The sequence below is a fragment of the Bradyrhizobium sp. GW821-FHT13H06 genome (assembly GCF_058803975.1).
The window spans coordinates 21066-33850 of the sequence record NZ_JBXAPN010000010.1; the positions used below are offsets into that span (position 1 = coordinate 21066).

At 58.6% G+C, this 12785-nt stretch carries 15 protein-coding genes; 13 read left to right on the forward strand and 2 right to left on the reverse strand.

What is annotated here, in order from left to right:
• The first annotated feature begins 11 nt into the window (after positions 1-11).
• The 10 genes from AC1RQP_RS31820 (at position 12) to AC1RQP_RS31865 (ending at position 8789) form a co-directional block, all read left to right on the forward strand.
• Entirely contained in the window at positions 12-1814 is a 1803-nt protein-coding gene (locus AC1RQP_RS31820; RefSeq protein ID WP_492940867.1) for a phage terminase large subunit family protein, read from the forward strand.
• Positions 1815-1825: 11 nt separating this feature from the next.
• Positions 1826-2164, forward strand: a complete 339-nt coding sequence (locus AC1RQP_RS31825; protein WP_492940869.1) for a hypothetical protein — start codon at positions 1826-1828, stop codon at positions 2162-2164.
• An 89-nt stretch (positions 2165-2253) separates the two neighbouring features.
• Entirely contained in the window at positions 2254-3876 is a 1623-nt protein-coding gene (locus AC1RQP_RS31830; protein ID WP_492940871.1) for a phage portal protein, read from the forward strand.
• Positions 3877-3891: 15 nt separating this feature from the next.
• Positions 3892-4176, forward strand: a complete 285-nt coding sequence (locus AC1RQP_RS31835; protein WP_492940873.1) for a hypothetical protein — start codon at positions 3892-3894, stop codon at positions 4174-4176.
• 9 nt (positions 4177-4185) lie between these two features.
• Positions 4186-4950: a hypothetical protein gene (locus AC1RQP_RS31840; RefSeq protein ID WP_492940875.1), complete on the forward strand. Its 765-nt coding sequence runs from the start codon at positions 4186-4188 to the stop codon at positions 4948-4950.
• A gap of 15 nt (positions 4951-4965) precedes the next feature.
• Positions 4966-5289 carry a hypothetical protein gene (locus tag AC1RQP_RS31845; protein ID WP_492940877.1) on the forward strand — a complete coding sequence of 108 codons (324 nt, stop codon included), beginning with the start codon at positions 4966-4968 and terminating at the stop codon, positions 5287-5289.
• 136 nt (positions 5290-5425) lie between these two features.
• Positions 5426-7663, forward strand: coding sequence for a phage tail tape measure protein (locus AC1RQP_RS31850; protein ID WP_492940879.1), 2238 nt, complete (start codon positions 5426-5428; stop codon positions 7661-7663).
• The gene (locus AC1RQP_RS31855; protein ID WP_492940881.1) at positions 7660-8082 is read left to right on the forward strand and encodes a hypothetical protein; all 423 of its coding nucleotides are present in this window, start codon (positions 7660-7662) and stop codon (positions 8080-8082) included. Before AC1RQP_RS31850 ends, AC1RQP_RS31855 begins: the two co-directional genes overlap by 4 nt.
• On the forward strand, positions 8079-8402 hold the full coding sequence (locus AC1RQP_RS31860; RefSeq protein WP_492940883.1) for a hypothetical protein: 324 nt from the start codon (positions 8079-8081) through the stop codon (positions 8400-8402). The genes AC1RQP_RS31855 and AC1RQP_RS31860 overlap by 4 nt, the downstream gene beginning before the upstream one ends.
• 141 nt (positions 8403-8543) lie before the next feature.
• Positions 8544-8789: a hypothetical protein gene (locus tag AC1RQP_RS31865; protein WP_492940885.1), complete on the forward strand. Its 246-nt coding sequence runs from the start codon at positions 8544-8546 to the stop codon at positions 8787-8789.
• Positions 8790-9281: 492 nt separating this feature from the next.
• Here AC1RQP_RS31865 and AC1RQP_RS31870 read toward each other — a convergent pair whose 3' ends face one another.
• Both AC1RQP_RS31870 and AC1RQP_RS31875 read right to left on the reverse strand, forming a co-directional pair.
• Entirely contained in the window at positions 9282-10271 is a 990-nt protein-coding gene (locus AC1RQP_RS31870) for a DUF2806 domain-containing protein (RefSeq protein WP_492940887.1), read from the reverse strand.
• A gap of 8 nt (positions 10272-10279) precedes the next feature.
• Entirely contained in the window at positions 10280-10495 is a 216-nt protein-coding gene (locus tag AC1RQP_RS31875) for a hypothetical protein (protein WP_492940889.1), read from the reverse strand.
• A gap of 86 nt (positions 10496-10581) precedes the next feature.
• Between AC1RQP_RS31875 and AC1RQP_RS31880 the strand changes: the two genes are divergently transcribed.
• The 3 genes from AC1RQP_RS31880 (at position 10582) to AC1RQP_RS31890 (ending at position 12730) form a co-directional block, all read left to right on the forward strand.
• Positions 10582-11379: a hypothetical protein gene (locus tag AC1RQP_RS31880; RefSeq protein ID WP_492940891.1), complete on the forward strand. Its 798-nt coding sequence runs from the start codon at positions 10582-10584 to the stop codon at positions 11377-11379.
• A gap of 70 nt (positions 11380-11449) precedes the next feature.
• Positions 11450-11929: a thermonuclease family protein gene (locus AC1RQP_RS31885; RefSeq protein WP_492940893.1), complete on the forward strand. Its 480-nt coding sequence runs from the start codon at positions 11450-11452 to the stop codon at positions 11927-11929.
• A gap of 192 nt (positions 11930-12121) precedes the next feature.
• Positions 12122-12730: a hypothetical protein gene (locus tag AC1RQP_RS31890; protein ID WP_492940895.1), complete on the forward strand. Its 609-nt coding sequence runs from the start codon at positions 12122-12124 to the stop codon at positions 12728-12730.
• Positions 12731-12785 lie beyond the last annotated feature (55 nt).

Below are 12785 nucleotides of genomic sequence, written 5' to 3' on the forward strand. Positions count from 1 at the left end.
GACATTCCGCAATGATCGATCACGACCTAGCGCGAGCATGGTTGCGCGCGCTTGCGCCGCCTCCGATTGTCGCGCCTACCACCTTCGCCGAAAGTCAGATCATTCTGCCCGCCAGTGCCAACGCATTGCCGGGGCCGTTGCGTCTCGCACCATACCAGCGCGAGCCAATCGACGCCGTTGCTGACGACGATGTTGAAACCATCGTGCTTATGCTTGCCTCACAGACCGGCAAGTCGACCACCATCAACGCAATTCTCGGGCACTGCATCGCAAGCGATCCGGGCCCTATGCTTCACGTGTCTCCGACCGGTGGGCGTTCGGAAGAGTTCGTGCGCGAGAGATGGGACCCACTGGTTCTATCCTCCCCGGCCTTGCGGTCGCTGATCGGCAAGGGACAAGATACCCGGAAGGGAAGCAGCGGAGGTGTGAACTCGGTCACCGCGAAAAGCTTTCCTGGCGGGCAACTCAGCTTTGCATCGTCCTTCAAAGCGGACGAACTCGCCGCCCGCGCCATCAAGTTTCTGTTTCTCGATGAGATAGACAGGTTTGCCACGTCGGCAGGCGCGGAGGGCGATCCCATCGGCCTGGCCGTCAAACGAACGAAGACGTTCGAAGGCAAGGGCCGAAAGATCATCATCGTCAGTACGCCCACGACGCGCGTCGGCTCCCGCATCAATGCTTGGTATCTGCGGGGAGATCAACGAAAGTTCTTCGTTAAATGTCCCGACTGCGGTCATTCAGAACCGCTTGCCTTTGAGAATCTCAAATGGGAGCCCGGCAAGCCCGAGACGGCTCACCTAGTTTGCGAGGCTTGCGGGGTTATCCACGACGAACGGGCTCGCCGCTCAATGATAGAAGGCGGGAAGTGGCAGGCCACAGCATCAGGTGAGAAGGGCGTTCGCTCCTATCACCTGACAGAGCTATCGTCGCTCTTCAGTACCATGGCGTCGGTCGCTCAACAGTATGAGGCGGCCGTAACGCCAGAGCAAAAGCAGGCCTTCTACAACACCACGCTTGCACAGGTATACGACGCGGGCACTGAAGTAGAGCTGTCATCGTCGGAGCTGCAACAGCGTGCCGAGAAGATCGCGCCGCCCTATGCGGCGAGCCTTGGTTTCGTTTCGGCGGGCGTAGACGTTCAGAGCAATCGGCTTGAGGTGACATTCCTGGGTCACCATGCCGATCAGACGTTCAGCGTCCTCAATCACCTTAAGCTGCCTGGGGACACTAGTGGCGACGCTGTTTGGCAACAACTCGACGCAGCTATGGGCTCTACCTTCCCGACGACAGACGGGCGCGCGTTGCCAGTCCTAATTCAGGCCGTCGATTCTGGCTTTAATGCCGATCAAGTCGTGAAGTTCGTGCTGTCGCAACGCCGCAAGGCGCGAGCTGCGTACCCTGTGAAAGGAAAGGAAGGATTCGACCGAATGCCACTCGCTTATGGCGGACGGCTTAAGGGACATATGAAGTTGATGCTTGTGGGCGTCGACGCGGTCAAGCTTGCTGTGCAAAAGGCGCTCAATATTGAGGACCCGTCGCCTGGGTTTATCCGGTTGCCGGATCATCTCGACGAAGATTACTTCGAGGGCCTTGCTTCTGAGCAGTTGCGCGCACGCGTTTTCAAAGGCGCCCCGCGCTACGAGTTTCACCGCACCGTGCGACGTAACGAACCTCTCGACTGCTTGGTCTACGCCACTGCTATCGCAAAACATCGATACGTGCAGGCGGCGATCAGCAAGTCGTCAATACCTGCTCAATCCAAACCATCAATCACCGAGTCGGCCAAGCGCTTGGCCGCGCTCTCGCAACTATGAGGTAGACTACCATGCGTGAAGTTAAGAAGCCGCCTGCTGTGACGGGCGAGGTAAATGCGGCCATCGCAAGCGAGCGCCTGCGCATCGCGGCAATTCTAGAAAGTCCGGAAGGCAGACGCAATCCGGCAATGGCGCAGAAGCTCGCGCTCGGCTCTGCGCTAGACGCTGAGACCGCGCGCAGCATTCTCGCTGAAGCGCCCGCAGCAAACCCCTATCTAGCCGCCATGGATCGCGAAGGCCCCATCGGCCTAAACGCTGCCATGGTTGACATCACAGGTGACCCGAAGGCTGAGCGGCTGAAAGAGATCGAAGGCAGCATGAAGGCCTTCAACAAAAGTCGTCGGAGCTAAGCGCGATGAAGGCAAATAGACGCGGCCCTTCCCGTGCGGCGCGTGGCAGCCGGCCGTCACGGTCGATTGCGGCTGTCGCAAAGGGCGCCTTGACCAAGCCGACCCTTGCACCCCTCGAAGTGGGGGCAGCAGCCAAGGCCGGGATCATGGACGGAACGGACGGCAAGCCGTCGCTCGTTTGGGCGCGTTCTTACAACGCACACCCGTTCACGACCGGTCACCTTGGCGGTTGGCAGCCTTTTTGGGGTACGCCTGGGAGCGAGATCAGCCGGGAGCGGTCGTTAGTCTCGTCCATTACGCTCGACTTCCTCATGTCCAATCCGGTCATAGCGGCGCTGGTCGAGGGCTTCGCGACCTACGCTGTTGGAAACGGGCTCACGCTGTCGTCACGCCCGAACTTCGCGGCGCTTGGCATTTCAAAGGACGCTGCGGGCGAGCTTTCGCACCAAATTGAAACGGCGTGGCTTACGTGGGCTAAGGAAGGCTTTGAATGCGACGCTTCGGGCCGGCATTCGCTGCATCAACTCGCGGTCGCGGCGTTCAAGAGCTGGCTGCTTACGGGTGAGACCCTATTCGCTTTCGACTGGCTAGGCGGGACCGGTGCGGCCACCCGCACCAAAGTCAACATGCTTGACGTCCGGCAACTCGATCAGAGCATTACGCGAGCCGCTGACGGCGGTAGCAGTATCATGCAGGGCGTTCAGTTCGACAAGAGAGGCAGGGTTGAGGGGTATTGGATCAGGCCCTTTGTGCTTGGAAACTTTAGCTCCGCGCCGCAAGCTACATTTTTTCGCTCTCGCACTTCGTGGGGTCGCACGCGAATCGTGCACCTCTTTGACCTGATCGTACCAGGGCAAATTCGCGGCGTGTCGCCGCTAGCCGCCGCGCTTACGCCTGCGCATTCGAAATCTACGCTGCGGGAGTTCGGCATAGCCGCCGCGTTGGTGCAGTCAATGATTGCCGCCACGGTGGAATCGGACTTGCCGCGTGATTCCGCTCTAGGGAAACTTGCAACTGCCGACGCCATGGACATGCCCGCCCCTCCGGGGGTGTCGCCTGAGGCGTGGGCGGAGGCGCAGGCGGCGTACTATGAGACCGTGAAGATCAACCTTCAGCCGGGCGTAGTGACGCATATGATGAAGGGAGATCGACTCGTTCTGCACCGCCCGCAGAGCCCGAACACCGTACATGATGCGCTGGACAAGAGCTTGGTGCGCGAGGCGGCCAAGGCCGCAGGGGCAAGCTACGAAGATGTTTCGGGCAACTATTCGGACACCTCGTTCAGCGCATCGCGGCTTGCCCAAGAGCTGCCCTGGCGGATCAACAAGCGCAGACGGTCGGCAATCGTTGAGCCGTTCTATCAGTCGGCGTTTACCGCCTGGCTGGAAGAGGCTTGCGAGACAGGCACCATCCGTCTTCCCAAAGGTGCGCCTACTTTCTGGCAGGCCCCCGGCGCCTACAGCAACGCGGTTTGGCGCGGCGAAGGCAAGCCGGTTGCCGACCCGTTGAAGGCTACGCAGGCCGACATTCTCGAAATTGAGAACGGGCTGTCTACGCTCGAAGCGAAACTAGGCGAACGTGGTTTGGACTTCGAGGAAGTTCTGGCCCAGCGCAAGAGCGAGCGTGAGCAGCTTGAAGCAGCGGGCCTGCCGTATCCGGTGCCGAAGAACCGGGACGACTGGAAGCCTGAAGACGATACGTCGACGACCTAACAGGACATAACGACCATGGTTGACTACTCACCCAACGGGAGCGCCGCTCCCGTTGTCGACAATCCGTGCGCGATGCTCTCCGCGTTGCGCGCGGCTTACTACAAGCTCTTGGCCGGGCAGGCGAGGGCGCAAACGCGCTACGGCGATATGTGGACGACTTGGCACAGGTCGGACGTGAAGACCTTGCAGCATGAAATTCGCCGCCTCGAAACCATCTGCGAAGCGGGCGTGAATGTGGGGCGCGCGGTTCGGGTCGGACCATACGTCCCGGCGCATCGCCCGATTCGATTTCGCAATTGAGGTTGTTCAATGACTATCGTCTACGAATCCCCCCAACAGCGTCGCGACGTACTGACGCCCTCCGGACAAAGCATGTCCCGGCAGGACGCCGAAGCACTCGGCTATACTGTCGCGCCTTATTCCGACTTGGTCGTACCATCCGCCCGCTTCGCGACGAGGCATCCTGAGTACGCCGACCTTGTCCGCTTACCGCCGTTTGGGCTGACTGTCACCGATCAAACAGCCCGAGCGCTCGGATTCGCCATATCACAGGTTGAGGCGGCGCCGCGCGTGGCGCAGTCTAATCCCAAATCAGTTTGGCGAGCGTCGATTTACGCTTTGGCGGAAGCAAAAGATCGACCGGCCGCAACGGCCGAGCTGCTCACTCTGCGCACGCCTGAAACCCTTACCACCGAGCAAGCCCGTGCGTTCCTTCGCGCGCTACCGGTGGAGACTGAACACACCGACACCACGGAAGAGACCACCATGACGACCAATGATGACCCGCACGCCGCGCGACGTGCAGAAATTGCGCGATCAATGAACGCGTTCAACAAATCGAGAGGCTATGAGTGCAAGGCCACTCGCGTCGACGTGAAGGACATTGAGCCCGCCAAGCTGAAACGGCTTGCCGAGATCAAATATTGCGCGCTGCACGCCAGCGGGAAGGGCATGACCCAGGAAGCTAAGCTCATCAGGCTCGCGCTCGACACGCACGACAAGATTGGCACGCCGCTGGTTCAGACACTCGCTCAGCTTGGCGTGGACGCGTCTAAGCTCATTCCTAGCACCTAATCAACGACTGCCAACATGACAACGATTTTCAAGCTCTCGCAGCCGCTGAAGACTCACGACGGCGAAGTCACCGAACTCAAGCTCAAAGACCCGAAGGCGGGGCTGCTGGTGAAGTATGACGACCCGTTCCAGATCAAGCCCTCGAAGGACGGCGACGGTTTCGAGTATGTGTTCAACAATAGAGCCGTCATGCAGTTCGCGTCGGCGATGTCGGGTGTGGACGATCTGTTACTCGCCGATCTGAGCGTGTCGGACTTCATGCGTATGCGCGGCGAGATCGCAACGATCATCATGAGGTCGCTGCCTGATCGAAACCCTTCCGAGCAGCCCGTCGACTGATCGCCGCTTTGATCGGTGACCGTGGGCTCGACGTGCGCAGCGTCGAGTCCATGCGGCTGCCTAAACTTCTAAAATATGCGGACATGTTCGCGGACCTCGATGAGTACCGCGCGCAACGAAAAAGGTAGGGGATGCGATGTCCAATCCTTCAGTCACAGCAACGATCAGTGCGAACGATCTTGCTTCGCCCAAGCTTCGCGAGCTGATCGCTACACTAAAGCAGGCGGAAAAGGTCGCCAAGGAAGCGTTCAGCGGCGACGGCATTGGCGGGAAGTACACCAATAGTATTAATCAGGCGACACTTGCCGCGCAGAAACACGTTGGCGTGCTGCATCAAATGCACGCGGCACATAAGGCGATTGCCGCCACCGTAGCAGGCTACGCCAGCCTAAAAATGGCGCACGTAGGCGTAGACACTGTCAGGCACGCCCTGCCGTACCTCCGCGAAGATCGGGCCATCCAGGCCCGAACTGGCTACAGCGACACTGATATGGCTGCTTTGCGAAAGCAGCAAAACGAGCTAGCCGCGAAGCTTGGCGCCAACGTCGAAGCGACCCAAAGGGCTCATGAGACTTTCGGCCGCCTGAAGTACGACGCGGCCACCAATATAGCAATCACCGGCCCCACCGCGATTGGCGCAAGGGCCATGGGCGTGACAGCCGAGCAGAACGCCGAACTGATGGAATCGATGATTAGCCAGTATGGCGTTCATTTCGATTCCCCCGCCGATGCTCAGCGCAAGGCCAAGCACCTGAACGACATTGCGGCTGTAGCGACCAAGAAATCGAACATGAAGTTCGAGGACGTGTTGGATTATACGCGGTACAGCGCAGCGGCGGCGAGCGCCGTCAACGTGTCACCCGAGCAAAGCGTCGCCATGGGAATGGCGCTCCGACGCGGCGGCATCGTCGGCAGCGAAGCGGGCGTTTTCGCCCGGCAGTTCTACGCCCGCATGATGGCGCCGACCCGCAAGGGGCGCGAGATCGCTGCGCAGTACGGTATCAATCTGGACGAATACGCCGGGCATGGGACTATGTCGGGTGAAGGTCTGAGCGATAAGCTGGCCCGAACGTTCGGCAAGGGGTTCAGCGCGAAAGCCATTGCGGCGATCAATAAGGACCTCGAAGAGCACGGCGACGAGATTTTGTCGGATCGCGGAAAGTTCGCGGAGGCGGTTGTTAAGGCGCGGACAGCGGACGGCGAAAAGCTGTCAGAGACCGACCGCAAGCATCTCGTCAAATCGGCCAACGAATATTACGACTGGACGAAGACCGGCATTCGCGGCAGTGAACTGCTCGACCGTTTCATGGCCGTCAACAATCCGATGTTGATGCAGGGCTATCTCGGAGACAAGCAAGGCGCTCGCGGCGTCGCACTGCTCAAAGAGCGCGAGAAGTACTATGAGGCCAAAAATGATATGGCCCACGTCGATGGTTTCTCGCAGAAGGTCTCCGACGAAATGTCCAGGGGCCTTGCGGCATCAGTCGACCGGTTGACCGCTTCATTCGACGCGCTCGAAAGCACTCTCGTCAAGGCGAGCGAAGGCTGGCTTACACCTCTCGTCGATGGGGCCGGGAAGGTCGTCGGCGCGTTCAATGAGCTGAGCCCGTCAATGCAGGCGTTCGCGGGGCACTTCGCGGCGTTGAGCACGGCAGCGGCGGGGCTGACAGCCGGTGGGCTGTTCGTCCAAATGCTGACCGGCTTCCGGTCGCTGACAGTGTCTGCGGGCGAGGCGTCGGTGGCCTTGCAGCGCTTGGCTGGTAGTGCAGCGGTTGGGACGGTCGCGGGCGCGTCGGGGGCGGGCGGGCTGCTCGGAAAAACGAGCAAGGCTATTGGCGTGCTCGGACCGCTAGGGCTTACCGCCTGGGGCGTGTACGAAGCAATCGACCTGATGCAGAGCCTTCCGAGGTCATCAACCAACGCCAACCCGCGCACGGGTGGCGGAAAGCATAGCGGCGTTACGCCCGGATGGGCGACTACAAGTGTGCCTTGGGATTTGACTAACCCCAACAACGCCAATCCGAGGACGGGCGGCGGTCATAGGATTTTGGAGGCGGCACCCGTTCCGTACGCAGGCAGCTCTCGGGTGTTTGGGGAAGGGCAGTCTGCGGGCTGGCAGGATTCAATCATGCCAATCGGCAAGTCGAGCGGCTTCAAAGACGTGGCCGTTACAGGCACCGTGACCGGCGAAGCCGAGCTGCACAACAATATCCAAATCGAGGTGAAGCCCACCGCCTATTTCGAGTCGCTGGTCAAACGAATGGAAGCGGTAGCGAACATGCATTTGAACGGTCAACTCGGGACGGGCTTGCAGGGACCGGGTGACAATTCGGTCAAGCCCATGCAAGGGCCGCCGACAGGAGCGCAGGAATGACGTTGTTTCCAGGGACAAACGATTGGCGAGCGGGCATGCAGGACGTGTCCGCCGCAATTGACGATACCATGGGCGAAGCCGTGATCGTAATCCCGGTGCGGTCGGGAGGTGTGAACTTCCCGACAATCCCGGAGCCCGAACGAGCGATCAGCACGACCGCCGTATTCATGGCGAAGCCCGAAACCGTTGTGATGGGAGAGAACAAGATACGCGGGCGCGGCCATTCGATGAGCCCGCTCATCTCGACCAATGTCCCTGTCTTCAGCTTCGATCACAAAGCGCTGCCCTGGCCGGTAAAGCAGGGCTTCCGCATCAAGCTTTGTCGCACGGGCGAGAGCTTCGAGGTGACCGACATCAAAGACGACAGTGTCGCGCGTATCGAGGTTAAGGTCGTGCGGCTCGGTAGAGGCATAGAGTGATGGGGGTCGTCAAACTTCAGTTCTCACCGCGCACGGCGCCTAGCGAGCCGGATATTCCCGACGTGCTTGTGCCTGCATTGGCCGCTCTCCGAGATTGCTCGACTTCACTCGATATCTTGCAGCTCATCGATACGCTGCCGGAACGGCTGCTTCCTCATCTCGCTTGGGCAGCTTCGCGGCGACGCCACATTCCGAGCCGCAATATACAGGTGCTCATCAAGTGCTGCGGAGATTTGATGCTTGAGCGGGCACTTGGGCGTTACCGTTTGCGATTGCTGAAGGCGCGCTATCCCGTGAGTCAACCGTTCACAGCGCTGTAAGACTGTCAGGACTGTCAGCCATTTCGCCTGACGTATATCCTATTGCGGCCTTACAAGCATTCTGCCACCGTCTCACTGCCGAAGGGACCATCATCACCGGAGAGCTTGCGCCAACAGGCTCTCCACCCAAAGGCAGGGGCAATGCAAGACATCACCATCGCAATCCGTCGTTACTTCTGCATCGGCATCGAACAGCAACTAGTCGACCGCATGGTACGCAAGCCGTGCGGGACGTTCGTTTTGATCGAAGGGCCTGAGCGGCCGGGAGAGCCCGAAGTCGAAAAGTCGTACAGCCTTGAGAACGTGTTCTCTTGGCTTCAAGAATGCCCGTGGCAGATCGAACGGGCTGTGATCGCGAGCGGAGCGGGCCATTGCGCGCCGATCTAGAGCGCTTGATGGAGCTGGTAGTCACGCGGCATGTGTGGGGCAGGGGCCTAGGCGCGGAGCAGATGCGGGAGAAGCTTGCATCTGCTCTTGATGAGGGTCGCCGTCACTTGGTCAATGTTCGCAAAGGGCAGGGCGGGCGTTTGGAGATTGAGTTCAGCCCCGAGCTGGGGGACGTGGGAAGGGCGTTTGTAGACGCGTCCAAGGGCGTCCCCACCAACCGACCAAGCTGATGCACCGGCCGGGACAGATCGCCCCTCGGGGTCTCACGAAGGCCGATGCAGCGGCCTATTGTGGGTGCTCCGAGGACGCGTTCGACACATGGGTCAAGAAGGGCTTGGTGCCAGGGGCGATCCCCGGCACTCAGCGTTGGGACCGCAAGGCGATTGATTGGTATCTCGACCGGGCATCCGGCCTGGCTACCGAGGCGACCGCATCGAGCGATCCGCTGGCAGACTGGCTAGCAGCTCAGCGTAGATAGCTACGACACCGCTTCTAAGATGCAGTAGGTGGTTGCTGGGCGGGGCTTGCCTCTTCCGGCTTGGACCAGAGCTGTTCTGTCGGGCCGCCTTCCAGGGGATAAAAGCTGATCTTTAGGACATTGTGCTTAGGAAGGCGGTCGGCGAATTCTTTGACCGGTTCGGGTGCTCCTGGCGTGCGAGTGATTTGGAAAATTTCACGGCCGATTGTAGTTAGTAGGATGTTCTGAAGTTTCAGGTTGCAAGGCGCGCAAGCCTGCACAATCAGCATATGGCTCTTAAACTGAAAGCCAAAATTGATGATCTCACCATTCGGTACGTTACCCACATCGAATGACTTACTCAAAGAACCGGTGGCGCCAGTAACCAGGCCGCAGTCCTGTAGCTGGAGGAGTTCGGTAAAGTTCTCTCCGCCTTGAGGCGGAAAGGCAATAAAATCAGCGTTGATAACGCGGGGGGACCACTTCTCGAACAACGCGACGACGTGCTCGTCTAGCTCAGCGACAAATCGAAGCGTTCGCAACGAAAATGTCTTCGGTCTCCGCAGTTCACCCGCAAAAATGCGGCCCCAAATATCCTGAAGTCGCTCGGAAGAGGCATCTTCGGCGTAGCGCTCGAAGACATTCAGCCAGTCGTCATCCGGCTTAGTGGTCTGCTCTAGCGGCTCTTCGCCCAGATGCTCAATTGCCTTTCTAGCGATTGCTTCGCGATTTGTTTGGTGTCGCAGCTCCTTTGCTAGCAGGGAGTGTGCTGCTCGCTGAACCACTTCCGGATCATTCCTTGCAAGGTTAGCAGCCGCATCGGCAACGGCCTTGCTTACTACGGTTCTGGCTTCGGTTCGATCCTTCACTCCTTGTGCGACCTGCGCCAGCCAAGCGGCCGGAATATCGACAGCGCCGCCAATCAAACGCGATATAGCCTCGCCTGCCGGACCGGCTACGATTTTCGGAAGATTGAGCTGATCGAGAAAACCGCCGCCCTCAGAGGGCACCACGTCGTTTCCCATGTTAGTTCTTATCCCGAATAAGTATTGAACCTGCCGTGCTTCACGCCGCGAACATATCCACGCGACACGCGCTCTTCCATCTCGCGCTCTAAGAACTCGTTCGCAATCAACAGCGCCTTCACGGCTTCGCGTGCGTCGCCGCCGCAAGCTGCTATGGCCTGATCGGCAGCCGCTTCCCACCACTCCACGTCTGATTGTGGATGGGGCAGACTTGCCTTGGACATTGATTGAGTTCCGTGATATTCGACTTTTTATATGTTCTCATTATGTTCTGAACGAGTCAAGGCAGCCAAGCTCTAGAAGTGAACCCATGTGGGAGAAAGTCCTCGCATTCCTAAAGATGCGCTATCCAAGAGAGCATCAGCATGTGCTGCGACTTTGGAAGGCATCGTGGAAGCTATCAAAGCCGATTTGCGTGGTAGCCCTTGTCATCTTGACGGCCCCTGGTTTGGTGACCGGCTACTTGGTGGGAAAACAGACGACGACGACAATTGTCAATGTGCCTTCGGCTTCGCAAGCCGTCGCATCACAAGAGACACCGTCCAAGGCTGCCGTTGTCGAGCAGTCCGCCCCAAAAGCGGCGACTTCAGGTGCCGTTCTCATTGCCAATCGTTATTACTCGCCCGCCAATAAAAATGAAATCTCGGGGCGACTCGACAAGATTTCAGAAGTGATAAGTAGGGCAGATCGGGACATGTTGGTGCCAGCCCAGAATGCTCTAATTCAGAGATTCTTCGCTCGTCCCGCGGATGCTGGATCATACGTCGCGGCTTTGGACAGCATTAGATCGGCAGCCAGAGACATGGACACCTTTCTCTACGACGGTTTGCTCGCAAATGAGCGCGACTATCGCGATGAACTGAACGCAATCCTGTTTCCAAAGGACCCGCTTATCAATTTCACAATTGCGGCAGGTGAATATCGCAATGGCATTGCCGTCTGGATCAAGCTTCGAGACGTTGTCAACGACGACGACGCAAATCGGGAATTGCAGAAACTAGTTTTGGCGACGGCCAAATCATTTGGTGCGGCTAGAGATGAATACGTGAAGTGGTTGTCGAAACGACAGGATTTAGTGGCTCAAACAAGAAGAGAGCTACGCTTGTGAGATGTCAGGAAGGCACAAAGTGCGGCGCGCGATAGCGAGGCTTTGCGCGGTTTGTGCCGTCGCGTTCCCGATGAACGTGAGCGCTTCTGAGGTTGCCGGGCAGGCCAGCGTGATTGATGGCGACACGCTCGAAATCCAAGGCACGCGCATTCGCTTGTGGGGCATCGATGCGCCTGAAAGCTCGCAGCTCTGCCGAGGTGAGAACAGCTTGCCGTATCGGTGCGGAGCGAAGGCCGCGAATGAGCTGGACGGCTTCATAGCCGGAAGGGTTGTTAGCTGTGAGCCCGTCAGCCGTGATGTCTATGGACGCACGGTCGCAAGGTGTTCGGTCGGCGGAGCAGACATGGCCGAATGGCTAGTGGACAGTGGGCTTGCTTTTGATTGGCCGAAATACTCTAACGGGAAATACGATAAGGCGCAGCGTGAAGCGCATAAAGTCGGGCGTGGAGTATGGGCGGGAAGCTCAGTGGCCCCTTGGTCCTATCGGGGGTGCATCAACCAGGGCGGAAGGCCCCGCGAGTGCTCGGATGACGCGAACGCGCACCCGTAAAACCAGGGGGCAATAATGCGGGGCTCAAGTTTGATTGCTAAGTTGGTGTGCTTGGTTGCTGTATCGGCGCTGCTGCCCGAGTTTGCACAAGCTCAGAGCCAGCCGACAACCGGTATCATTTACAATACGACCGAGTGGTCTAGCCTCCAATACGAATGTCATCTTCGATCCGGTGCAAACCTAGACTGTGATATGACGCAGGCGTCCGTACGCCGCCAAGGTGGGGGCAAAAAGCTTCAAGAAGAAATATCGAAAGCTCTTGCGCAACTGAAGACGGAGAAGCCGATCAAGCCAGAAGAGTGCGCACAATGGGAACAGGCGGTTGAGAAGATAAGGAATCCAAAGCCTACTGATGAGGGCTACGCACAGCTCAGCTCCATGGAGCTTCCGGCCAAGCAAGACTTGCTTAAAACGATGAGCACGCTGGTAGAGTTCTGCAAAAATCCAAACGAGCAGACGATGACGAGGCTGACGACGCTGAACTTCGAAAAGGAAGCGCGCACCTGCATTGTCGGCACGAATAGTTTCTCATTGCAGTTTAAGAAAGTCCCTGGCTCGCAAACGTGGGCGTCTAACACCGGTCCCGACGGTCATTGCGGGGTGGTAACGGTAGCGCGCTTAGAGCCTGACCCCAAGTATCCGAATTTCTACAACTACATACAGAAGAAAGTCGTAACGATCCCGTCTGCTAGCTTTGGTAACATCAAGTGCTCTGACTTGATTGAGCAGGGCGAGTACAAGTTCGTCTGGCAGTCGCGAGACATCTACGCCCGTTGCGATTATATCAAATTCGGATTCTAAGCGCGCTTTACCGGGCGCAGGCATGCCGACGTGCGCATTGCGGCTCACTCCCCGG

What these genes read in the sequence shown, in the direction of transcription:
- AC1RQP_RS31820 (WP_492940867.1), top strand. Translation starts at nt 12, where the DNA reads ATGATCGATCACGACCTAGCGCGAGCATGGTTGCGCGCGCTTGCGCCG.
- AC1RQP_RS31865 (WP_492940885.1), top strand. Translation starts at nt 8,544, where the DNA reads ATGCAAGACATCACCATCGCAATCCGTCGTTACTTCTGCATCGGCATC.
- AC1RQP_RS31850 (WP_492940879.1), top strand. Translation starts at nt 5,426, where the DNA reads ATGTCCAATCCTTCAGTCACAGCAACGATCAGTGCGAACGATCTTGCT.
- AC1RQP_RS31855 (WP_492940881.1), top strand. Translation starts at nt 7,660, where the DNA reads ATGACGTTGTTTCCAGGGACAAACGATTGGCGAGCGGGCATGCAGGAC.
- AC1RQP_RS31835 (WP_492940873.1), top strand. Translation starts at nt 3,892, where the DNA reads ATGGTTGACTACTCACCCAACGGGAGCGCCGCTCCCGTTGTCGACAAT.
- AC1RQP_RS31875 (WP_492940889.1), bottom strand. Translation starts at nt 10,495, where the DNA reads ATGTCCAAGGCAAGTCTGCCCCATCCACAATCAGACGTGGAGTGGTGG.
- AC1RQP_RS31880 (WP_492940891.1), top strand. Translation starts at nt 10,582, where the DNA reads ATGTGGGAGAAAGTCCTCGCATTCCTAAAGATGCGCTATCCAAGAGAG.
- AC1RQP_RS31840 (WP_492940875.1), top strand. Translation starts at nt 4,186, where the DNA reads ATGACTATCGTCTACGAATCCCCCCAACAGCGTCGCGACGTACTGACG.
- AC1RQP_RS31870 (WP_492940887.1), bottom strand. Translation starts at nt 10,271, where the DNA reads ATGGGAAACGACGTGGTGCCCTCTGAGGGCGGCGGTTTTCTCGATCAG.
- AC1RQP_RS31890 (WP_492940895.1), top strand. Translation starts at nt 12,122, where the DNA reads ATGACGCAGGCGTCCGTACGCCGCCAAGGTGGGGGCAAAAAGCTTCAA.
- AC1RQP_RS31845 (WP_492940877.1), top strand. Translation starts at nt 4,966, where the DNA reads ATGACAACGATTTTCAAGCTCTCGCAGCCGCTGAAGACTCACGACGGC.
- AC1RQP_RS31825 (WP_492940869.1), top strand. Translation starts at nt 1,826, where the DNA reads ATGCGTGAAGTTAAGAAGCCGCCTGCTGTGACGGGCGAGGTAAATGCG.
- AC1RQP_RS31885 (WP_492940893.1), top strand. Translation starts at nt 11,450, where the DNA reads ATGAACGTGAGCGCTTCTGAGGTTGCCGGGCAGGCCAGCGTGATTGAT.